The sequence below is a fragment of the Aliamphritea ceti genome, assembly GCF_024347215.1.
Lineage (GTDB): Bacteria > Pseudomonadota > Gammaproteobacteria > Pseudomonadales > Balneatricaceae > Amphritea > Amphritea ceti.
On the sequence record NZ_AP025282.1, the window covers coordinates 4,474,366 to 4,496,736 of the forward strand.

Genomic DNA, 22,371 nt, shown 5'->3' on the forward strand with positions numbered 1-22,371 from the left:
GCCTCTTACTTACATTTATGATGGTTGACTAATATGATTAATTAATTTATCAACAACGAAATCCTCAGCATTCGCCATTGATTCGAAGGTAGCACCTCCGATATGTGGGGTAACAATTAACCGATCAGTTGCAGCCGCTAATTGAATTAACCGATTATCAGAATAGCAAGTCAAACTAGCCTCCCCACTCAAAACATCAATCGCGGCCCCAGCAATCTCATGATTAACTATCGCCCTCTCCAAAGCTTCTTCATCAACAAGTTCACCTCTCGATGTATTTAAAAATACAGCAGTATCTTTCATCATAGAGAACTCTGCATCGCTAAACATACACTCGTTGCTGACGTTATAATCGACATGAACGGTCACTACGTCAGAATCCTTTAAAAGAAGCTCTAATGGGATGCTTTCTACATCATCTCTTACATCATTGACTATCACTCGCATGCGAAAAGCTTTCGCATACTCAGCTATAATACTTCCAAGTCGTCCATAACCAATAATACCTATTGTTTTACCGGCTAACTGAGTTCCCTTAAACGCATCCCTACACCATCGGCCTTCAGTTACATCCTCTGCAGCACTTATAAGATTACGGGACACCGCTACTAATAGCCCCCATGTTAGTTCAGCTGTTGCTGTCACTGTCCTTAAAAATTCAGTTTCACCCTTGAGAGATATTACATCAATACACTTTTTTTCAGCGGCAGATAAATCAATATGATTTAGCCCCGTTGTAGCTGAAACAATTACTTTTAGTGATTCAAACTCATCCAAAAAGCGCTCATCAAGCATAAACCCAAGACGGACAATTAAGATATCAACTTGACCTTTAAGGCTAAAAAACTCATTACTACTGGGGTCAAGCTCTAAATAGCTGCCTAACTCTTTTAGTTTTTCTTTCGAATATTGAGAAAAATTTTCCGGTTCAAGATTTACGATTAACATATTTATATTTAGCTTTTTTGAAATGCAACTAAAAAGGCCTGACCATTCTTTTCATCACATATCCATCCATGTTTGCCGTATAACCTATTACGGATTGCAACAGCACCACCAAAAACTTTTGTCAAAAACACTTCAGCTGGTTTTGGAAGTAATGAAAATGGAAACTCAGGACTATGACTAACCATCGGCATTGGATACATACCAAATACAGTAATATTCTTTACTGACAAGCCTTCTAATGCTCGTAAATAAAACTCTGAACTGAAATCGCTACGATAAATATCAGGCTTCTCGACTTGAGAACCTTTCCTGGACCCTACAAGCTTAGACATTAACTTTAAGCCCGAGTTAATCCAATTAAAGTAGCGCTGAACATTGTCTGGCCGCTCTGGAACGACATAACCCAAAAACCAGCCATCTTTTTTTAGAACCCTAACTTGCTCACTCATAACCCTAGAAACATCTTCGAAGTGCTCAAGTAACCCAATACTTGAAGTCACATCAAAAGTCTCATCTTCAAATGGCAGCTCATTCGCATCGCCAGTTATAAACTCAGCAGAATGACCATTAGTTTCGAATACATCTTTCGCAGTCTCTATAACCGAAGGACTATAATCTAAAAGTGTGCACTCCCAACCATCTTCGGCAAAAAAGCTAGATAGACTTCCACGGCCACACCCGACCTCCAAACTCTTACCTTTAGTTTTTGAAAGCTCACCGATTAAAGAAGAAAAGACTTCGAAGTGATTCTTAAAGGCGAATTGAATCTGATTCGCTGGATTACCTCTTGACCAATGATTATATTTAGCCTCTTTCCTTGTTCGCCAACTTTGATCAAAATTGGAAGTATCACCTGATATTTTGTTTTTCAACCTAGCACCTTTTTCAAATAGCCTAATAAGTCAAAGTCTTTTGTATTGGGGGATCTATTAACACCAGCTTTTCCGCAATTCTCTCTCCACTTTCCCCATCCCCATATAGATAAGAGGGCTCATATCGCCCATGGAGTTGCTGCTTTCTAACTGCCGCTAATATTTCAGCCGAATCATATCCCACATCATGAACGTTAGCCGCCCTTTCACGAGCATTTTGCCGAGTACCAATATTAACTGCAGGTACACCCAAAAACGCAGATTCTCGAATTCCGCTAGAAGAATTGCCAATAATGCATTCGCTACCATTTATTAGTCGAGCGTAGTCTTCAACGGAGAAATTACGATAAAACCTTACACAAACATCTGGGTTTTTCTCCCGGAAAACCCGTAGACCTTTAGATATATCATCAGATCCAGCATCAACATTTGGCCATAACCACACAACTTGTGTCCCAAGGGCAGCAATAGCATTTAATGTTTGATTTATCTGAGAAAAACCGTCGCCAAACTCTGTAGTTACTGGATGCTGAAGGACAACGACATAAGGCTTTGTCTGATCAATAACATGTCCGCTACCACCGTTAGCCTCAAAAAAGCCCTCTGGCAAGCCTAGATTAAGAGATGCTATCGCATCAATCGCAGGACATCCTGTATTGAATACGTAGTCTTTATCTTCTCCCATCCTAACAACCCGTTCACGCGACAAATCAGTAGCTACAAAATGATAGTGCGATAGCTTTGTTATCGCATGCCTCACACTCTCATCAATCGAGCCCGTCAACTCCCCACCCTGAGTATGCGCAACTCTTATATTCATATAAGAAGCAGCCAAAGCTGTAGCCATCGTCTCAAATCTATCAGCTACTGTCAGTACGATATCAGGCTCAAGATTTTCAAAGTGAGTAGATAGCTCAAGCACCCCCAAACCAACAGACTTCGCCATAGTAGTGAGGTTTTCCCCCTCTACTATCGTGTAGATTTTAGCTGAAACTTCAAACCCATCCGCTTCAATTACATCAACAACCTGCCCAAACCTATATAATAAAGCGGATGCACTGACAATTAATTGCAACTGTAGATCAGGATGCGCTTGAATCGCACTTAAAACTGACTTTATTCGCCCATAATTCGCTCGACTTGCAACAACAACACATACCTTTTTCATACTAAACATTCCTCAGTGATAAAGCCGCCCTTTTCCACATCACATGCCATTTCCTTACCTACAAGCTCATCTAATTGAGTAGGTGGAAGACCAAAGCCTGAGGGCTTAACGGCTTCCAAATCTTCTATTGTCAAAACACTTCCTGCCATCAATTCTCTTCGAGCGACCAAAGAACGTCCAAAAATTATTCTCATACGCTGATTTGACTCAGCAAACTGCTCTTTATCAAAATCAGAAGTAAATGCTTCAGAAATTGCTGCAGCCCCCTCAACCAACATCTTCAATTCTCTAAGCTCTAATGAAGCTAACGCATCCGGGCCAAACATCTTCTTACTAAATGTAATATGCACTTCTACCGCTGAAGCACCAATTGAAACGGCAGCAAGCCCAGCATAAGCCGTACCAGAATGATCCGACAAACCAACCTTGCAAGATAACTTCTCTTTCAAAACAAGCATCTGCTTTAAACCCCAGCGACTAGGAGGCACCGGATACTCAGAAGTACACTGTAAAACCATATAATCTGTACACCCGTACATTTCTATAATTCGAACAGCGCTTTCCACTTCCTGAAGTGTACTAAGACCACTCGACAGGATTATTGGTTTTTTTGTTTCAGCCAAACGACGCAGAAACAACTCATTTGTTACATCGCCAGAACCTACTTTGTACCTTGGGCACCCAATACGCTCTAACATTTCGATAGCTTCAACAGAAAAAGGAGTCGCCAAAAAACCACACCCTTTCTCTTCACATCGAGCTTTGACAACTGCCCACTGCTCTTCAGTCAGCTCCATTCTTTTCCAATAATCTTTACGAGTATCATCAGCTGGTGAAAACTTCACTCGAAACTCATCATGAACCGAGCTTTCACACTCAGCAATATGAACCTGGAATTTCACCGTATCTACGCCACTATCTGCTGCTGCATCAATTAGAGACAAAAGAATGCCTAAACTGCCATCATGAGCCTGGCCAATCTCCGCAATAATCTCACACTTACTCACGACTCCTCCTCAATCACAGCTCTATCGCGCTCTAAATACCACTTAATTGTTAAATCCAAACCTTCATTGAGAGATGAAGGTGGAGCATAGCCCAATTCATAAACAGCTTTATCAATTGCAGCTAATGAATGCCGGACATCACCGTTTCTAAAGCTTTGATACTCAAAACGTGACAGACACTTACGACCTGTAAAGAACTCTATTTTATTCTTTATCAAACCTGCCAGCACATTAAGTGAATTCTGTTCTCCGAACGCAACATTATAAATACGCGAACCAGGCTCAGTACTTAGTGCAGAAACAATATTCACTTGGATAACATTTTCGATGAAACAAAAATCTCTGCTGGTTTCCCCATCCCCATTAATTGTTACAGCAACGCCTTCCATCATTGCAGTTATCCATCTAGGAATAACCGCAGCATAAGCTCCATTGGGATCCTGACGTTTACCAAACACATTAAAGTAACGAAGACCAATAGAATTAAAATTATAAGTGCGCTCATATACCCCAGCATAAAGTTCATTAACATATTTGGTTACCGCATAAGGCGATAATGGATTACCAATAGTTTCTTCTACTTTGGGCAGAGCGGGATGATCACCATATGTTGAGCTACTTGCTGCGTAAACAAAGTTTTTAACATTTTCTTCTTTTGCAGCCTGAATCATATTCAGGAAGCCAGTAACATTCACAGCATTTGTCGTAATCGGATCACCAATCGACCGAGGTACTGAACCAAGTGCAGCCTGATGTAACACATAATCAACACCTACAACCGCCTCACTACAGACATCATAGTGTCGAATATCGCCCTCGATAAGCCGAAACCTGCTCCACTGAATATCACTAACTAAACTTTTGACTTCATCTAAGTTTCGTTGATGACCTGTAGAAAAGTTATCAAGGCCTATAACAGTTTGTTCAAGCTTAAGCAAAGCCTCTAACAAATTGGAGCCGATAAAACCCGCGACACCAGTAATAAGCCAAATCTTCGGATCTTGCTTTAACTGTGCTTTCACATCATCGTAACGAGACATATTTAACCTTGTTTACTAGAATTAGAGACGCATATCCACTTCTTGCTTTGGCAATACATATTTCAAATCGTAAAGAACATGGGCTGATTTACCTAATTTGCGAATGCCCTGCCCTCCCATCTTTTTGAAGTCATCATGACCTACAGCCAAGATAACTGCGTCGTAGTAATCACACTTATGCTCGGTTACCAGCTCTAAACCATATTCCTTCACCGCTTCTTCAGCTGAGCACCAAGGATCCACAACATCAACATCAATGTTGTAGTCTTTTAGTTCATTAATAATATCGACGACTTTGGTATTACGCAGATCAGGGCAGTTTTCTTTAAAGGTAAGCCCCATCACCAACACTTTAGCCCCCTCTACATGGATACGTTCTTTTACCATCCGCTTAACCAACTGAGAAACAACGTACTTACCCATACCGTCATTAAGCCTCCTTCCAGCAAGTATCATTTCTGGATGATAACCTGCGGCCTGAGCTTTATGAGTCAAATAATATGGATCTACACCGATACAGTGACCACCAACCAAACCTGGACGAAAAGGCAAAAAATTCCATTTAGTACCCGCTGCCTCCAACACCTCTAACGTATCAATGTTTAATTTATTAAAGATAACTGACAGCTCATTTATTAAGGCAATATTTACATCTCGCTGAGTGTTTTCGATTACCTTTGCAGCTTCAGCTACTCTAATAGAGTTGGCTTTATGGGTACCCGCCTTAATAATTTTGGCGTACAGAGCATCTACAAAGTCGGCAACTTCTGGAGTGGAGCCGCTTGTAACTTTAAGAATATTAGTCACCCGATGCTCTTTATCACCGGGGTTAATTCGTTCAGGGCTATAACCGGCAAAAAAATCTTTATTAAACGCCAGGCCTGACACTCTCTCAACAACAGGAATACAGTCTTCTTCAGTTGCACCAGGATACACTGTCGACTCATAAATAATGACATCTCCAGCACCAATGATGCCGCCAAGCATCTCACTAGCTTTTATCAAAGGTCTTAAGTCAGGCTGTTTGTACTTATCAATCGGCGTTGGTACCGTAACAATGTAAACGTTGCAGGGTTTTAAATCTTGTAGCGAACAGGTGTAAGTTAAACGTTCAGCATTTACCAACTCTTCATTAGTTACTTCCAATGTTGAGTCTGTTCCTGCTTGAAGCTCATCAACCCGTGCCCGATTAACATCAAATCCAAATACATCAAATTTTTTACTAAACTCGACAGCCAACGGTAACCCGACATACCCCAAACCAATTACCGCGATTTTTGCATTTTCCAACGCCAGCATATGACCTTATTACTCCATTAAAACCTGACAACTCACCGGCCAGCGATACTAGCACAGCGGACACTTAAGAGTAAGCTCAAGAAACCTACTCATTCGATTTACTTGACCCGCAACAACGCTCTAGAGACAATCATCTTAATAGCATATTACAATGTGCTTAAAAGTCTTCTAAGAATTGATATACATTGCCACTTATCCCACGAGACTAACTCTCTATGCTAAAAATCTGGTCACTTACCTTTGCATTATTGTTATCAGTCTTATCCTCCGCCTTCGCTGCTGAAAGCTCTGGTGATGACGAGTATCTTTATTCTTCTGAAAAAATGGCGTCATTTCTTTTCATGCAGCACGCTATTGATAGGAAAGACCAGTTAGCGCAAAGCGCTGGTACATGGTCTAAGCAGCTCGACACCATGTGGCATAACATGACCAAAGGTCAGGGCGGGGATGGCTTTACAGAATTATTGTTAACCTTCGCAGCAATGATGATCGTGGCTCTGTTTGTAGAAGCTATAGTGGGTTACAAACTCAAGAGATTGTGTGAGCGGATTACTGAACAAAACTCTCTCGACTGGCGTCAAAGCTTAGGGTTGTTATTACTGCGTTGCGGATTCAGCTATATAGCGTTGGGGGTATTTAGCCTCGTTGCTTACATCATTCCACTTATTTTATATGACACTGAAGATATTTATCGGTTATCCCTGGTCGCCATTCTGAACATGGTTATCACCATTAGAGCATTTGCAATTATTGCGCAGCTAGTTTGGGCGCCGCATGCATCTGGCTTGCGACTGATGAATATGGAGTGTCATTTAGCAAAACGCTTCTACCTATGGTCTATAGGCTTCGTTGCTGCCTACTCTATTTCCACAACTTCCTGGCAACTGCTTTATCAATTTGGCGTTGATGCAATCATGTTTGCTCTGATCGTGCCGATAAACGGCTTGATAATGAACTGTATAGCCATACTATTTGTGCTTCTAAATCGCGAAACAATTACGAATTCTTTTACTGAAGGGCGTGAAGCATCATCGCTTTTCACCCAAAACGTTCGTCATATGTGGCCGACACTTATAAGTATCTGGCTATTAATCATATGGGTGATCTGGGCTGCTAACGAATTTCTTGGTTATTACAGCCAGGCAGATCAAATCACTCCAGCATGGTGGATTACGATTAGCTTTCCTATTCTTGATCGTATTATTTATGTATTACTAAACAAGCTAAAAGATATTTCCTGGTTACAGAGCCACTCATTCGAGCGCCGCTGCGATACTTTCATCAAACGTACACTAATTGCTATTCGGACAATTCTTATTTCTGCCGTGCTATACCACATTATTAATAGCTTTGGTTACGACACCTGGGAAATGTTGGCAGCATCTCTCGGTAACATGATCGATAAGTCTGTCGATGTAATTATTGTTCTGGTCATTGGCTATGCAATCTGGGAAGTAATTCAGTCAGCCATTGAACGCCACCTACCAGCAGATGCCTTTGTAGAAGATAACGGCATGGCCAGCCTCGAAGGTGAAGGCGGCGGTGCAGGTGCGACCCGCTCTGAAACATTACTACCACTAGTACGCTCCTTCCTACTGGTATTCCTATTGGTGTGTGTGCTGCTAACAGTACTGAGCATTGCCGGAGTTGAGATTGCGCCGTTATTAGCAGGTGCCGGTATCGTAGGCATAGCAGTGGGTTTCGGCGCTCAAAAGCTGGTTCAGGATGTTATCTCCGGTATTTTCTTCCTCTTAGATGATGCATTCCGCCGCGGTGAATATATCGAAGCTGCTGGCCTGCGGGGCACGGTAGAAAGAATATCCATTCGTTCTATTCGTCTGCGTCATCATCTGGGTGCCGTACAGACAATCCCCTTCAGCGAAATGGCGACAGTAACGAACCTTTCTCGTGACTGGATTACCATGAAGTTAGAATTCCGTCTTGCATACGATACCAATGTTGAACAGGTGCGAAAGCTGATCAAGAAAGTTGGTCAAAAAATGCTGGAGCATGAAGAGTATGGCCCGCACTTTTTGCTGCCGCTTAAGTCCCAGGGAGTTATCAGAGTTGAGGAATCAGCGCTGATCTTCCGGATGAAGTTTACCTGCGTACCCGGCGAGCAGTGGATTATCCGCCGTGAAGCGTACCGTTTAGTGAAGGAAGCACTTAGTGCGAATGACATACATTTTGCGCACCGTTCTGTACATGTTCTTCTGCCTGAGCAGCCAGAAGAGCTGGATAAATCGACGGACGCCGCAGCCCTTCAGCACCAGGCTATTGCTAAAGCAGGCGCAGCAGCACTGACCGCCAGCCCGGAGATTCGACGCCAGGACAAAATCGACGATGACAAAGCGAATGTCATAGGCGCCGATAATGACGCCTGATCAGGTAAAAGCTTCACATCACAAGCTTCTTGTGGTGTGAAGTACACAAAGCATCAATATATAGATTCAACGCAGTAAATTTTCATCTGGTATTAACATCCACCTCATCTAAGACTATCAATTACCATCTAGTCGATTGTAAGATAGCCCTTTTCATTGACCAACGAGCCAAATTCGTGCGCAATAAACTCGATAATTGTCGGTTACTTATTTATAGCCATGACTCATTTGGCCTCGGCCACCTGCGTCGTTGCCGCGCGCTTGCTCATGCACTGGTAGATCAATACAAAGGCCTGTCCATCCTGATTCTCACAGGCTCACCGATTATCGGGCGTTTTGACTTCAAGGCCCGAGTAGATTTCGTACGTATTCCCGGCGTCATCAAATTGCACAATGGTGACTACACCTCTTTGGGACTGCACATCGATCTTGCTGATACGATGGCACTGCGCGAATCAATTATTCTCCACACTGCAAAAACCTTCGCGCCTGATATTTTCCTGGTTGATAAAGAACCCTCCGGCTTGAAAGGAGAAGTTAAAAGCACCCTTGAAATGCTTAAAGAGACTAAGACTCAGTGCGTACTTGGCCTGCGTGATGTTATGGACGATCCTGAATTACTCGAAATCGAATGGCAGAAGAAGCAGGTCTGGCCTGTACTTGAAAACCTTTATGACGAGTTATGGGTATATGGTCCTCAACGCATGGGCAATCCTTTAGAAGGCTTGAGCGGCAATAACCAACACATCAATGACAAGATGAAGTATTCCGGCTACCTGCCACGCCATTTACCTGAAAACATTGATCCACAAAGCATCAATATTCCGGAACAACCGTATATTCTGGTTACCCCTGGTGGCGGCGGGGACGGCATTGAAATGGTTGACTGGGTTATGCGTGCATACGAGGCAGCAAAGCAGCCTATGCCAGCCTTGTTTGTACTTGGACCTTTCATGGCAACTGCAGAGCGCAATAACTTTCTGCAACGGGCAGAAGCTCTGGAACAAGTCGAAGCTGTCACTTTCAGCTCCCATTTAGAACATCTGATGGCCAGTGCTCATGCTGTTATTGCTATGGGTGGCTACAATACCTTCTGTGAAATTCTGTCGTTTGACCGCCCAGCACTGATTTTACCTCGCAGTAAACCGCGCCGCGAACAGCTCATCCGTGCAACTAAGGCTCAGAATCTTGGCCTCCTAACTTCACTGGATTTGGCGGGTACTCGCGACGTAAACAGCATGCATAAAGCTATTGCGAATCTGGTAACTCAACCCCCTCCTTCTCAGCAATCCTGCGCGACTATGCTGGAGGGCCTGAATTTTGTCGCACGTCGTTTCGGTGAACTAATCGATAACGAACAGGTTCCAAGTTAATAACTTTTACATAATCCACCCTGACGGAATTCCTATGGCTGCTTCAACTCCCCGTGTGTTGTTCTATGTACAATATCTGTTGGGGATAGGTCATGTCCGTCGCTCAGCCCTGATTGTTCAGGCACTAGCTAAATCAGGTATTCAGGTTGATGTGATATTTGGAGGCCGACCTGTTCCGCATATCAGTTTTGCGCCTGCCACTATGCATTTCCTCGATCCGGTCAAAAGTGCTGACAACGGATTTTCCGGCTTAGTAAAAGCTGATAGCTCTGAGTTTACCGATGCAGACAAACTCAGTCGCGTTACTAAACTCCTGCAAATATGTGAGCAACTTCAGCCCGATGTAATCATCACAGAAACCTATCCTTTTGGCCGGCGTCAAATGCGCTTTGAACTCACTCCTTTATTAGAGTGGGCCAGAAAACAACCTGAACCACCGTTAGTGGTTAGTTCAATACGCGATATCCTTCAGGCACGCAGTCCAAAGCGCGAAAACGAATGCATTAATTTAATTCAGCAGCAGTACGACAAAGTACTGGTACATGGCGATTCTGACTTCACACCGTTGCAAAAAAGCTTTGCTAAAGCGATTCAAATTCAAAGTCATTTACACTATAGCGGCTACGTTTGCCCACCTAAGCCAGCAGAAAAACCGCGGGAAGACTTAATTGTGGTTTCAATAGGCGGCGGAGCTGTCGGCAAAGAAATTCTGCAGGCCGCACTTCAACTGCATGCCAGTGGCTACGCGACGGACTGCCAATGGCTCCTTATTACCGGCCCGAATATGGCACCTGAAGATAAGCATGCTCTAGGTACATATAACAATAACAACCTGCAAGTTGTTGATCTCGCTGATGACTTCATCGACAGCCTGAGCCGTGCCCGCGTATCTGTTTCAATGGCTGGTTACAACACCGTTATGGATCTACTACAGACTGAAACACCTGCTGTCGTGGTGCCTTTCGAAGCCGAAAGTGAAACCGAACAGCTCGCCCGTAGCCAACTGCTTGAAAGCAAAGGCCTGCTAACCATTGTGCGGGAAAAAACCTTAACGGCAGAGACTCTCCAGCACGCCATCGAGCAGGCTCTTCGGCAGCAACACCAGCGACCCACGATTAATATGCAGGGCGCAGAACACTCAGCAAATCTGCTCAAAGAGTGGGCTGAACAACATATGCAAGCTTGCCAAAGAGAGACGTCAGCATGATTTGGTCAGCACTTGAAGAAGAATTACAGCACTGGCAAACGCCTGCTGAGCTCTGGTGGCGGGACGATGATGCCACCAGTGACACAACAGCATTGCAGCAGCTGCTGGCTCTGGCGCAACAGTTTCAGGTACCTGTACACCTGGCGGTTATTCCACAACAGCTACAGTCCAGCCTCGACTGTATCCGCGAGCCTGCTAACCAACCTTATAGCTACGTATTGCAGCACGGTATCAATCACCAAAGCCATGCAACAGAAGGTATGCGAAAAATTGAGCTCGGCGGTAGCTATCCTCTGAATACACTATGTAACGACCTGTCAGCCGGCAGGCAACGACTCGCCCAACATTTTGAAACTCAGTATCTGGATATGCTTGTGCCGCCCTGGAATCGGTTATCAGAGGACTTAGTTTCCCAACTGAATGTACTTGGTTATGAAAAACTGTCCGTATTAGGTCCTCGCCCGACCGTCAATACAAAACAACAAATTAGCCAACTGAATGTACATCTGGATATCATCAACTGGAAAAACCGCCAGTTTGCTGGCGATGACTCGGTAATCGGCAAACTGACCGAACACTTGAAGCTGAAACGTACTGGCCAGATTGATATTACTGAACCCTGCGGCCTGATGACTCATCATCTGGACCACGATCCGGCATGCTGGGATTTTTTGCAGCGCTTTTTTACCTGGTGCCATGAACATGAGAAAGCTCAGTGGCTTGCAGGCCCAGACCTGCTTAACCGTTAACCCGAATATCCCCAACCAATAAGGATTGACGTGAAAAAAATCGCCCTGATTCTGAAAGGCTACCCCCGCCTGTCTGAAACATTCATTGCCCAGGAAATAAGGGCTTTAGAAAAGCGTGGCATGGATATCACCCTGGTTTCACTCAGGCACCCAACTGATAAACAAATCCATCCTATTCATCGACAAATTCAGGCACAGGTTATTTACCTGCCTGAATACCTGCACCAGGAACCTCTCAGAGTATTAAAAGCGTTAGGACACAGCCTAAAACAACGTTCATTCGGAAAAGCCTTAACAGCTTTCTGGAAAGATCTCAGACGGGATACCAGCCGTAATCGTATCCGTCGTTTTGGCCAGGCACTGGTATTAACAGCAGAAATGCCGACTAATGTTCAGCAAATGTATGCTCACTTTCTGCACACACCCGCATCTGTTACCCGTTACTCCGCACTCTTAAACGGGCTTCCATGGAGCTGTTCTGCGCACGCAAAGGATATCTGGACGTCAGAAGAATGGGAGTTACGTGAAAAGCTTCATGAGCTGGAATGGCTGGCAACCTGCACCCAGGCTAACCATACCTATCTTCAGGGCCTCAGTGATAACCCGAATAAAGTACAGCTGGTCTATCACGGTCTCGATTTTGAGCGTTTTAATTATCCACAGGCATCCGTGTCTGAAGCAACTGCCGAAACAGTTAAAATCATCAGTGTTGGCAGAGCCGTACCCAAAAAAGGCTATGATGACCTGCTAAAAGCCTTCGCCATGCTCCCTGCTGACCTGAACTGGCACTTCACACATATTGGCGGCGGCTCTCTGCTTAAACCTCTGCAAGCGCAAGCTGAAGAACTGGGGCTTTCTCAGCGAATAAGCTGGTTAGGAGCCCTACCTCAGGAAGACGTACTCGAAGCCTACCGCAACAGTGATTTGTTCGTACTTGCCAGTAAAATTATTGCCGATGGTGACAGAGATGGATTGCCCAATGTATTAATGGAAGCGCAGAGTCAGGCACTGTGCTGTCTGGCAACCAATATATCCGGTATCCCTGAGTTAATTAGTAGCGGTAAAAATGGCTTGTTAGTTGATTCAGAGTCCCCAACACAACTTGCCGAAGCTTTACAAACATTGATCCGACAACCACAACTACGGGATACTCTTGGTAAAGCGGGACAGACATACCTGAGAGAAAATTTCGATGTTGAACAAGGTATCGATCAACTTGTAGATCTGTTCCAGAATCAGCAGAACAGCTAACCAGTAGGCTATAGTATGCAACGCATCGCTTTTTATGCACCGCTAAAATCGCCGCGTCATAAAAACCCTTCCGGAGATCGTCAAATTGCTCGTTTGCTGCTGCAAGCGTTAGCGCTCTCCGGATTTGATGCAGAACTCGTCAGCCAGTTTCGCAGTTTTGATAAACCTGGCAACCCAGCCCGGCAACAACGTATGGTTCAACTGGCAGAAAAGTTAGCCCAGAGAATCATTAATCAGTGGCATTCACGTGGCTATAGTCCAGATGCCTGGTTTACTTACCATCTATATTATAAAGCCCCGGATTTATTGGGCCCCTATATAAGCAAAACCCTGAACATCCCCTACATTGTGTGCGAAGCGTCCTGGGCAGCTAAACGCAACAATGGCCCCTGGCATAAATATCATCAGCAACTGGATTTAGCACTCAATACAGCCAGTAAAGTCTGCTCTATTAATCCTATCGATCAAATTGCGCTTGAAACCTATTACAGCCAACGAGTGCCATCACCACTTCACCGACTCGCACCTTTCGTCAATACGCTTTGTACCGAACCAACCCACAGTAAGCTGCAGGTAAGCAAGACCTATAATCTGGACATTACCAAACCATGGCTGATAACTGTTGCGATGATGCGCGACGGTGACAAGTTTCATTCATATCAGCTGCTAGCTGAAACGCTGCAACAGACTCAGGCTGACTTTCAGCTATTAATTATCGGCGATGGCAAACGCCGATCGGAAGTGCAGGAACTATTTAATAACAATTCCAGAGTCCAGTTTGGCGAACAGCTGGATAATAAGGAGTTGCTTGATATACTGCCGCATTTTGCAATCAATCTGTGGCCAGCAGTAAACGAAGCTCTTGGGATGAGTTTTCTGGAGTCACAGGCCAGAGGCTGTGCAGTCATAGCCGGCGATGAAGGCGGGGTGCATTCTGTTATCCGGGATAAAGAAACCGGCATACTCTGTCCACCGCGTGATCCTTCTGCTTTAGCAAAAGCTGTTGAACAGCTACTTGACCAACCTGAACGATTACAACGCTATCAGGAAAATGCCAAACGTTATGTAGCTGAACAGCATAGTTTGCAATACGCATCTACAGAACTTCACAAGATTATTACGCAAAGCATTACTGCGCATACCGATTACTCTCAGGAATTCTGAATATGACTGATTTCTACTTTCTGCGACACGCAACAACCGAATGGAACTTACAGAAGCGCCTACAGGGGCGAACCAATATTCCACTCGCGGATGAAGGTATCTCACAACTCAGTCAACGGACAATCCCAGCATCACTCAGGGATTTACGCTGGTTCTGCAGCCCACTGGAAAGGGCACGCCAAACAGCTTCCCTGCTAGACATCAACGCAGCTAGCGAGCAGGCTCTGATAGAAATGAACTGGGGTGACTGGGAAGGTCAGACATTGTCTGAGTTACGCAGCAGCCAAGCTGACCTCCTTGCACACGAAGAAGCTCGTGGATTAGACCTGACACCTCCAGCAGGTGAATCACCCCGGGACGTTCAGACACGTTTAACTGCCTGGGCAGAACTCATGAGCAATCAGGACAGCGAGAAACGTTTTGGCTGTGTTTGTCATAAAGGCATCATCCGCGCTGTATATGCCGCGGCAAGTCATTGGAACATGCTTGATAAACCGCCCCACAAACTAAACTTTAATGCCATTCAGGGCTTCAGTTTCAGTAATGGTGAATGGCGAATACTTGAGCTAAACATCGATATTTCTACTTAATACACTGCCATAAAAAATGCCGGCTACCTTACGGTGGCCGGCATTTATAATATCTGTCAGTTATGATCCATTAATTCTGATAATACTCACGATACCAATTAACAAAATGCTGCATACCTTCATCAATTGGCATTGCAGGCTTAAAGCCCACCAGCGCCATCAGCTTATCAACATTAGCGTAGGTACGCGGAACGTCACCAGGCTGCATTGGCAGGTATTCTTTAACAGCTTCTTTGCCTGCGGCTTTTTCGATCGCCGTTATGAACTCGCTTAGCTGGACAGGCTCATTGTTCCCAATGTTATATATTTTATAAGGTGCCCAGCTTGTTGCCGGGCTGTCTTTAGCATCTTCGGGATTAGCGTCTGGCACATTCGCTAAAACACGCACAACACCTTCGACAATATCATCTATATAGGTGAAATCTCGCTGCATTTTACCGTGATTAAACACTTTAATCGGGCGGTCATTGACGATAGCATCTGTAAATAAAAATGGTGCCATATCCGGACGACCCCAAGGCCCATAAACGGTAAAGAAACGCAAACCAGTCGTCGGCAACTTATACAAATGCGAATAACTGTGCGCCATCATCTCATTAGATTTTTTGGTTGCAGCGTATAAAGATACCGGATGATCAACGCCATGATCTTCTGAAAATGGTACCTCGTCATTCATCCCGTAAACTGAACTGGATGATGCGTAGACTAAATGCTCAACATTATTATGCCGGCAACCTTCAAGAATAGTCGCCATACCGACCAGATTTGAATCTACATAAGCCATCGGATTTTCCAGTGAATAGCGAACCCCCGCCTGAGCAGCTAAATGAACGACCCGATTAAATCTTTGCTCAGTAAACAGCTTAGCAATGGCCTCACGATCAGAGATATCCATTTCGATAAAACTGAAGTTTTCTATATCGGCTAAACGCTCTAACCTTGCATGTTTCAGAGCAGGATCATAGTAGTCATTCAGATTATCAATACCGATAACCTGATGACCCTGTTCACATAAGCACAAAGCCGTTGCAGAACCGATAAAGCCAGCCGCTCCCGTTACTAATATTTTCATATTCATCTTATCCATGTAAGTGCCTGATCCCGCTAATAACGGAAATTTCATCTATGGCATCTATTCTAGCTGCTGTGTTCCCTGGCTAACAGCTTAAAAATATTCCGCTTTGTTATAAATACCCCCAAGGCTAACCTTTACAGTGCAGGGAAAAGACTGTCATTATCAGGTAGCTGTTTTTTCCTTATCCTTAGGTCGCAGGGTGGAACCTCAACGAATGTATGCAGAACAACAGACTATGCAAGACCCAGCAATTGAAGAGCCGTTATTAGAAGTTCAGAATCTTGCTGTCAGTTTTATGGTTCATGGCAGTGAAATCCCCGCGGTTAAAGATGTTAGTTTCACTATCCCCAAAGGTAAGACAGTTGCGATTGTAGGTGAATCAGGTTCGGGAAAATCTGTTACATCACAAGCGATTCTGGGCATTCTGCCCAGTAATGGCCGTATCAGCCGCGGCAGCATTCAATATCACTGCAAACCAAAAAACAAACCTGCACAAACTGTCGATATAGCAACTCTGGCCCCAACCAGTGATGCAATGCGACACCTTCGCGGCGACGAAATCAGCATTATCTTTCAGGAACCTATGGTGTCCCTATCTCCGGTTCACACACTGTTAGATCAGATCGGCGAAGCATTGAAGCTTCATAAACAGGTTAGCAAAGCGGAAGTACGCACAGCAGTACTCAACATGCTGGAAAAAACCGGTTTTCCTGATCCGGAAAAAGCGCTTAACCAATACCCCTTCGAACTATCCGGCGGTTTAAGGCAGCGGGCAATGATTTCTATGGCGTTGATCTGCCAACCTGCTCTGTTAATTGCAGACGAACCAACGACTGCACTGGATGTTACGGTTCAGGCACAAATTCTCCAACTTATTAAGTCACTACAGTCCGAGTTCGGCATGTCTGTTTTGCTGATTACGCATGATCTGGGCGTTGTTGCTAATATGGCTGACGATGTAGTAGTCATGTTTCATGGCGAAGTTGTTGAACGGGGGCCGATCGATGCACTGTTCAATAATCCGCAACACCCCTACCTAAAAGCCCTTTTTTCAGCTATTCCAACATTCGATATGGCTGACGGTGCCCGCCTTACGTCTTTACGCCCTGTTGAACTTGATAGTCACTTTTTACAACAACAGCGTGACCCCTGGAGTCAACAAGAACGTGAGCAGGCCCCACATTTAAGTATTCAGCAACTGGGCAAAGACTATTACAGCCGCCACGGTAGCTGGCAGGGGAAGAACTCTGTTGTACATGCAGTACGGGATTTCAATCTTGATATCCCGGTAGGTGAAAGTTTTGGGTTGGTAGGTGAGAGTGGTTGCGGAAAAACAACACTCAGTAAAATGCTCATGCGTGCTATATCGCCGACACATGGAAGCATAGTCTATAACGACCGTGGTACTTCCCGTAATTTGCTGGAACTCGACGATTCTTCTTTAAGAGACTTCCGCCAAAAAATGCAGTTTGTATTCCAGGACCCGTTCAGCTCACTAAGCCCTCGTATGACGGTATTAGATATACTCTGCGAGCCTTTTGTAATACATGGCATTGGCGACTCAACTTTTCACAAACAGCGCGCAAAAGAACTGATGGCACTGGTTGGGTTGGATGCACGTTTCCTGAACAGATATCCACACAGTTTTTCCGGCGGCCAACGGCAACGAATCAGTATTGCACGGGCGCTTGCATTACAGCCGGACCTGCTGATTCTGGATGAACCTGTATCCGCACTGGATGTTTCTGTTCAGGCACAGATTCTCAATTTACTCAAAGATTTACAGCGCGACCTGAATCTGACCTATTTATTTATCTCACATAACCTGGCCGTGGTAGACTATATAGCAGACAGAATAGGCGTCATGTGCCGCGGCCAGTTAGTTGAAATTGCTCCCCGCCATAGCCTGTTCCAAAACCCTCAACACCCCTATACTCATGCATTATTAGCTGCAATTCCTTATCCCGAACTGGAACGGCCGCTAGATTACAGCCAACTTGATCGCCGTCACATGGAACCGACACACTGGCCTTGCCCTTATCGCCTGAGCGAAGAAGACGCAGGCATTCTGAAAGAAGTTGGTCCGCAGCACTTTGTCAGAGAGGCGACGCAGTAATGTTCCAGAATTTTCTTCCATATCTCCTCTTGATTGCCAGCTGCGCGGTAAGCCCTGCTTTTGCCCAGTTAAAACCGGTTCCTTTTCTGGCTGATCAGGTAGCGAATGGCAGTTTGCAGCCAATGCAGGAACGCTTGCCTTATTCACCCGCAAAACCTTCTTTTTTTGATAAAGAAGTCGGTCAGTATGGCGGAAAAATTCGTATGCTGATGGCTAAAGCGAAAGACATTCGACTAATGGTCGCTTTCGGCTATTCCCGGTTAGTCGGCTATGACGAGCAATTACAACTGAAAGCCGATATTCTGAAACAAGTTGATATTGAAGAAGGACGAATATTCACTTTACACCTTCGTCCGGGACTTCGCTGGTCTGACGGGGCTCCCTTTACTGCTGAAGACTTCCGGTTTTACTGGGAAGATATGGCTACTAACGAAACACTTTCTCCGTTTGGCCCGTCAAAAGATCTGTTATCGCAAAAAGAAAAACCTGTCTTCGAAGTAATTGATGAATACACCGTACGTTATTCATGGGCATCACCTAATCCATACTTTCTGCCAGCACTGGCAGGACCGCGTCCACTATTTATTTATATGCCCGCACATTATATGAAACAATTCCATGCAGATTATCAAAGTGCGGAAAAACTCACTCTTCTGACAGAAGAAGCACATAAACGTAACTGGCGGGGACTATTTGTCAGCAAAGGGCGCCAGTACAAACTGACTAATCCGGACCTGCCAAGCCTTCAGCCATGGATCAATACAACACGCCCACCAGCCGAACGCTTCATATTCAAGCGTAATCCCTACTTCCATCGTGTCGACCCTAATGGCCAGCAACTCCCTTATATTGACGAAATTGAGATAAACCTGGCCTCAACAGGTTTGATTCCGGCAAAAGCCGGCTCAGGTGACGTTGATTTGCAAGCGCGTTACTTGCGTCTGGATAACTACACCTTCCTTAAAGAAGGCGAAGAAAACGGCAACTATAAGGTTAATCTCTGGGAAACAGGCCGAGGCGCACAAATTGCCCTATATCCAAATATGAATGCGAAAGACCCTCAATGGCGCCAACTAATGCAGGATGTTCGTTTTCGCCGTGCAATATCCATGGCGGTAGATCGTAACGAAATTAATCAGGTCGTATATTTTGGCCTGGCAAAAGACATGGCGAATACCGTATTACCCAGTTGCCCATTATTTAAATCTGAGTACGCGACAGCCTGGAGTGACTTTAATGTCGAAGCAGCCAATCAGTTACTCGACGAGATAGGATTAACCAAACGAGATGCCCGTGGCATTCGCTTATTGCCCGACGGTAAACCGATGGAAATTCTGGTTCAGACCGCCGGAGAAAGCACCGAAGAAACCGACGTATTATCCCTGGTTGAAGACAGTTGGAAACGTATTGGCGTACAGATGTACGTAAAACCTACACAGCGCGAAGTTTTACGTAACCGTGTATTTTCAGGTGAGGCTATTATGTCTGCCTGGTATGGACTGCCAAACGGCGTACCTGTTGCCAGTATGAGCCCCTGGCAAATGGCGCCAACCAAGCAGGACCAGTACCAATGGCCTCAGTGGGGTCGCTATTACGAAACAGGTAAAGGCAAGCCTTCAACAATGCCTGAAGTCCAGGAACTTGTGACACTAAATAATGCTTGGGGTATGGCGTCCTCTGTCGAAGAACAGGCACAGATATGGAACCGTATGTTAGAGATCCATGCTGATCAGGTATTTTCTATTGGCCTGGTAAGCGGCGTTTTACAGCCAATAGTCGTCAATAAGAACTTAATGAATATTCCCGAAAATGCATTTTATAACTGGGATCCTGGTGCTTATTTCGGTATTCACAACATGACTGGCTTCTTTTATAAGGACGCTGAATGAATCGCTTCATATTGCTCTCACATAATCAGCGGAAAACGGAAGTATGCTGAAGTATCTGCTAAAACGTTTTCTGGTAATGATCCCAACACTGTTAGTCATCAGTGCGCTGGTTTTTATCATTATTCAACTACCGCCGGGCGACTATCTGGAAAGTCATATTGCCGAACTGGAAAGTCAGGGCGAAAGTATTGATCCGCAAAAAATTGAATTCCTGCGCCATGAATATGGATTAGATAAACCTTTATGGGAGCAATATTTAGTCTGGATAACCGGTTTTGTTCAGGGCGATCTGGGATATTCATTTGAATATAACTTACCGGTAGCAGAAGTCATCGGCGATAAAATGTGGCTTACTATTATCGTTTCCTTCTTTACCATACTTGTTACCTGGCTGATTGCGTTTCCTATTGGTATGTACTCTGCCACACATCCCTATAGCTGGAGTGATTACAGTCTGACACTGGTCGGATTTCTGGGACTGGCTACACCAAACTTCCTGTTAGCACTGGTGATGCTTTACCTGGCTAACAGATACTTCGGAACCTCTATCGGCGGCCTGATAGACCCGGAATTCATGGATCAGGACTGGAGCTGGGCCAAACTTAAGTCAGTACTGGAACACTTGTGGATTCCAGTACTGGTTATTGGCACCTCTGGTACAGCAGGTATGATTCGACGTTTACGTGCAAACCTGATGGACGAGTTACGTAAGCCCTATGTTGTAACAGGTCGCTCAAAAGGCTTAGGCGAGACCCGTCTGCTGATCAAGTATCCCCTGCGTCTTTCAATGAACTTCTTTATCGCGGATATCGGCAGCTTATTGCCGAGTATCATCTCCGGAGCAGAGGTTGTTGCGGTAGTACTATCTTTGCCAACGACAGGCCCCATACTCCTTGCCGCATTACAAAGCCAGGATATGTATCTGGCGGGATCCTTCCTTATGTTTCTCGCAGCGCTAACAGTAGTAGGTGTGCTTATTTCTGACATATTACTCGCCATGATTGATCCCCGTATCCGTTTACAGGGAGGCGCACAACGATGAGTCAGCACTGGGTCAGCGACAAACCTTTTGATCCCCATGCCACCAGTGCACTTAGCCCTGAGCAGGAAAAGTTTTTTCTGGCCTCACAATGGAAACTAATTTGGTGGAAATTTAAGCGACACCGTATCGCAATGCTGTCCGCAGTATTTTTAATTCTGACCTATAGCATTGCTTTTTTTGCTGAGTTTTTTGCGCCTTATGCACTGGATACACGGCATACCAATAAGATCTACTCTCCCCCTCAATCTATTCACTGGTTTGATGACGGCAAGCTTGTCGGGCCGTATGTACATGGCTGGTCTTACCAGCTAAATATGGACAAGCTCATTCGCGAGTACACTGAAGATAAGACAGAAAAATACCCTGTTCAATTTTTCTGCGAAGGCGATGACTACGAACTCTGGGGCATGTTCAAAAGCAATGCTCATCTGATGTGTGTCGATGCACCTGGCAGTTTGTACCTGCTGGGCACTGACCGTCTTGGCCATGACATGCTCTCACGTATTATATACGGCGCGCGGATCTCATTAACCATAGGCCTTATTGGCATAATACTCAGCTTCACAATGGGCCTCACTCTGGGTGGTCTGGCCGGTTTCTATGGTGGTTGGATTGACAGCAGTGTCCAGCGGGTAACCGAGATTATTCGCTCATTCCCAGAACTGCCACTGTGGATGGCTCTGTCTGCGCTGTTACCGCTGAACTGGAGCCCGTTATGGATATTCTTTGGTATCACACTAATACTCGCAATGCTGGACTGGACTGGCTTAGCCAGGGCTGTACGTTCTAAAATTCTCGCCCTGCGTGAGGAAGACTACACAACAGCGGCCATCCTGATGGGGGCTAAACCATCCAGAGTTATTACCAGACATATGCTGCCAAGCTTCTTTAGTCACCTGGTAGCATCAGCATCATTATCCATACCAGCAATGATACTCGGTGAAACGGCCCTGTCATTCCTTGGTCTGGGGTTACGCCCCCCCATTACCAGCTGGGGAGTATTGCTGAACGAAGCTCAAAACATCAATAATGTTGCAGTCTACCCATGGCTTATGTTGCCTGTTGTCCCGGTGATACTCGTTATTCTGGCCTTCAACTTTATGGGAGACGGTCTGAGAGACGCAGCTGATCCTTATCGAAACTGAGCTAGCATTCTCTAAAAGAAAAGCTCAAACAACAAAAAAGGCCTCTTATGAG

Annotated in this window: 18 protein-coding genes; 11 read left to right on the forward strand and 7 right to left on the reverse strand. The window is 45.0% G+C overall.

All coding sequences use genetic code 11. The features are described from left to right. Positions 1 to 15: 15 nt before the first annotated feature. Genes OCU49_RS20245 through tviB form a run of 6 tightly spaced genes read right to left on the reverse strand, consistent with a single transcriptional unit; the run spans position 16 to position 6,334 of the window. Positions 16 to 948: an NAD(P)-dependent oxidoreductase gene (locus OCU49_RS20245; RefSeq protein ID WP_261842358.1), complete on the reverse strand. Its 933-nt coding sequence runs from the start codon at positions 946 to 948 to the stop codon at positions 16 to 18. A gap of 8 nt (positions 949 to 956) precedes the next feature. Then, positions 957 to 1,820, reverse strand: coding sequence for a class I SAM-dependent methyltransferase (locus tag OCU49_RS20250; RefSeq protein WP_261842359.1), 864 nt, complete (start codon positions 1,818 to 1,820; stop codon positions 957 to 959). Between the two features lie 22 nt (positions 1,821 to 1,842). After that, complete coding sequence (gene neuC, locus OCU49_RS20255; RefSeq protein WP_261842360.1) at positions 1,843 to 2,988, reverse strand: UDP-N-acetylglucosamine 2-epimerase; 1,146 nt, start codon at positions 2,986 to 2,988, stop codon at positions 1,843 to 1,845. Next, positions 2,985 to 3,995 carry an N-acetylneuraminate synthase family protein gene (locus tag OCU49_RS20260; protein WP_261842361.1) on the reverse strand — a complete coding sequence of 337 codons (1,011 nt, stop codon included), beginning with the start codon at positions 3,993 to 3,995 and terminating at the stop codon, positions 2,985 to 2,987. Before OCU49_RS20260 ends, neuC begins: the two co-directional genes overlap by 4 nt. After that, on the reverse strand, positions 3,992 to 5,035 hold the full coding sequence (locus OCU49_RS20265; RefSeq protein ID WP_261842362.1) for an NAD-dependent epimerase/dehydratase family protein: 1,044 nt from the start codon (positions 5,033 to 5,035) through the stop codon (positions 3,992 to 3,994). Before OCU49_RS20265 ends, OCU49_RS20260 begins: the two co-directional genes overlap by 4 nt. 21 nt (positions 5,036 to 5,056) lie before the next feature. Continuing rightward, positions 5,057 to 6,334: a Vi polysaccharide biosynthesis UDP-N-acetylglucosamine C-6 dehydrogenase TviB gene (tviB, locus tag OCU49_RS20270; protein WP_261842363.1), complete on the reverse strand. Its 1,278-nt coding sequence runs from the start codon at positions 6,332 to 6,334 to the stop codon at positions 5,057 to 5,059. Positions 6,335 to 6,549: 215 nt separating this feature from the next. On the opposite strand from tviB, the gene OCU49_RS20275 reads away from it, so the two are divergent. The 7 genes from OCU49_RS20275 to OCU49_RS20305 all read left to right on the forward strand — a co-directional run bounded on the left by OCU49_RS20275 (position 6,550) and on the right by OCU49_RS20305 (position 15,052). Beyond that, positions 6,550 to 8,718, forward strand: a complete 2,169-nt coding sequence (locus OCU49_RS20275; RefSeq protein ID WP_261842364.1) for a mechanosensitive ion channel family protein — start codon at positions 6,550 to 6,552, stop codon at positions 8,716 to 8,718. A 176-nt stretch (positions 8,719 to 8,894) separates the two neighbouring features. After that, positions 8,895 to 10,091: a glycosyltransferase family protein gene (locus tag OCU49_RS20280; RefSeq protein ID WP_261842365.1), complete on the forward strand. Its 1,197-nt coding sequence runs from the start codon at positions 8,895 to 8,897 to the stop codon at positions 10,089 to 10,091. Between the two features lie 34 nt (positions 10,092 to 10,125). Then, entirely contained in the window at positions 10,126 to 11,298 is a 1,173-nt protein-coding gene (locus OCU49_RS20285; RefSeq protein ID WP_261842366.1) for a glycosyltransferase family protein, read from the forward strand. Continuing rightward, a complete protein-coding gene (locus OCU49_RS20290; RefSeq protein WP_261842367.1) occupies positions 11,295 to 12,047 on the forward strand; it encodes a polysaccharide deacetylase family protein in 753 nt (250 codons plus the stop codon). Before OCU49_RS20285 ends, OCU49_RS20290 begins: the two co-directional genes overlap by 4 nt. Before the next feature lie 30 nt (positions 12,048 to 12,077). After that, complete coding sequence (locus OCU49_RS20295) at positions 12,078 to 13,298, forward strand: glycosyltransferase family 4 protein (protein WP_261842368.1); 1,221 nt, start codon at positions 12,078 to 12,080, stop codon at positions 13,296 to 13,298. Positions 13,299 to 13,313: 15 nt separating this feature from the next. Beyond that, positions 13,314 to 14,462: a glycosyltransferase family 4 protein gene (locus OCU49_RS20300; protein WP_261842369.1), complete on the forward strand. Its 1,149-nt coding sequence runs from the start codon at positions 13,314 to 13,316 to the stop codon at positions 14,460 to 14,462. Between the two features lie 2 nt (positions 14,463 to 14,464). Then, complete coding sequence (locus OCU49_RS20305; protein ID WP_261842370.1) at positions 14,465 to 15,052, forward strand: histidine phosphatase family protein; 588 nt, start codon at positions 14,465 to 14,467, stop codon at positions 15,050 to 15,052. A gap of 70 nt (positions 15,053 to 15,122) precedes the next feature. Here OCU49_RS20305 and OCU49_RS20310 read toward each other — a convergent pair whose 3' ends face one another. Then, a complete protein-coding gene (locus tag OCU49_RS20310; protein WP_261845269.1) occupies positions 15,123 to 16,124 on the reverse strand; it encodes an NAD-dependent epimerase in 1,002 nt (333 codons plus the stop codon). A 217-nt stretch (positions 16,125 to 16,341) separates the two neighbouring features. On the opposite strand from OCU49_RS20310, the gene OCU49_RS20315 reads away from it, so the two are divergent. Genes OCU49_RS20315 through OCU49_RS20330 form a run of 4 tightly spaced genes read left to right on the forward strand, consistent with a single transcriptional unit; the run spans position 16,342 to position 22,319 of the window. Beyond that, positions 16,342 to 18,243 carry an ABC transporter ATP-binding protein gene (locus OCU49_RS20315; RefSeq protein WP_261842371.1) on the forward strand — a complete coding sequence of 634 codons (1,902 nt, stop codon included), beginning with the start codon at positions 16,342 to 16,344 and terminating at the stop codon, positions 18,241 to 18,243. After that, positions 18,243 to 20,132, forward strand: a complete 1,890-nt coding sequence (locus OCU49_RS20320) for an ABC transporter substrate-binding protein (RefSeq protein WP_261842372.1) — start codon at positions 18,243 to 18,245, stop codon at positions 20,130 to 20,132. The genes OCU49_RS20315 and OCU49_RS20320 overlap by 1 nt, the downstream gene beginning before the upstream one ends. Positions 20,133 to 20,175: 43 nt before the next feature. Then, complete coding sequence (locus tag OCU49_RS20325) at positions 20,176 to 21,174, forward strand: ABC transporter permease (protein WP_261842373.1); 999 nt, start codon at positions 20,176 to 20,178, stop codon at positions 21,172 to 21,174. Beyond that, the gene (locus OCU49_RS20330) at positions 21,171 to 22,319 is read left to right on the forward strand and encodes an ABC transporter permease (protein WP_261842374.1); all 1,149 of its coding nucleotides are present in this window, start codon (positions 21,171 to 21,173) and stop codon (positions 22,317 to 22,319) included. The genes OCU49_RS20325 and OCU49_RS20330 overlap by 4 nt, the downstream gene beginning before the upstream one ends. Positions 22,320 to 22,371 lie beyond the last annotated feature (52 nt).

Coding starts and splice junctions, on each gene's coding strand:
- OCU49_RS20310 (WP_261845269.1), bottom strand. CDS start 16,124: ATGAAAATATTAGTAACGGGAGCGGCTGGCTTTATCGGTTCTGCAACG.
- OCU49_RS20315 (WP_261842371.1), top strand. CDS start 16,342: ATGTATGCAGAACAACAGACTATGCAAGACCCAGCAATTGAAGAGCCG.
- OCU49_RS20325 (WP_261842373.1), top strand. CDS start 20,176: ATGCTGAAGTATCTGCTAAAACGTTTTCTGGTAATGATCCCAACACTG.
- OCU49_RS20265 (WP_261842362.1), bottom strand. CDS start 5,035: ATGTCTCGTTACGATGATGTGAAAGCACAGTTAAAGCAAGATCCGAAG.
- OCU49_RS20330 (WP_261842374.1), top strand. CDS start 21,171: ATGAGTCAGCACTGGGTCAGCGACAAACCTTTTGATCCCCATGCCACC.
- OCU49_RS20245 (WP_261842358.1), bottom strand. CDS start 948: ATGTTAATCGTAAATCTTGAACCGGAAAATTTTTCTCAATATTCGAAA.
- OCU49_RS20300 (WP_261842369.1), top strand. CDS start 13,314: ATGCAACGCATCGCTTTTTATGCACCGCTAAAATCGCCGCGTCATAAA.
- neuC (WP_261842360.1), bottom strand. CDS start 2,988: ATGAAAAAGGTATGTGTTGTTGTTGCAAGTCGAGCGAATTATGGGCGA.
- OCU49_RS20285 (WP_261842366.1), top strand. CDS start 10,126: ATGGCTGCTTCAACTCCCCGTGTGTTGTTCTATGTACAATATCTGTTG.
- OCU49_RS20320 (WP_261842372.1), top strand. CDS start 18,243: ATGTTCCAGAATTTTCTTCCATATCTCCTCTTGATTGCCAGCTGCGCG.
- tviB (WP_261842363.1), bottom strand. CDS start 6,334: ATGCTGGCGTTGGAAAATGCAAAAATCGCGGTAATTGGTTTGGGGTAT.
- OCU49_RS20305 (WP_261842370.1), top strand. CDS start 14,465: ATGACTGATTTCTACTTTCTGCGACACGCAACAACCGAATGGAACTTA.
- OCU49_RS20275 (WP_261842364.1), top strand. CDS start 6,550: ATGCTAAAAATCTGGTCACTTACCTTTGCATTATTGTTATCAGTCTTA.
- OCU49_RS20290 (WP_261842367.1), top strand. CDS start 11,295: ATGATTTGGTCAGCACTTGAAGAAGAATTACAGCACTGGCAAACGCCT.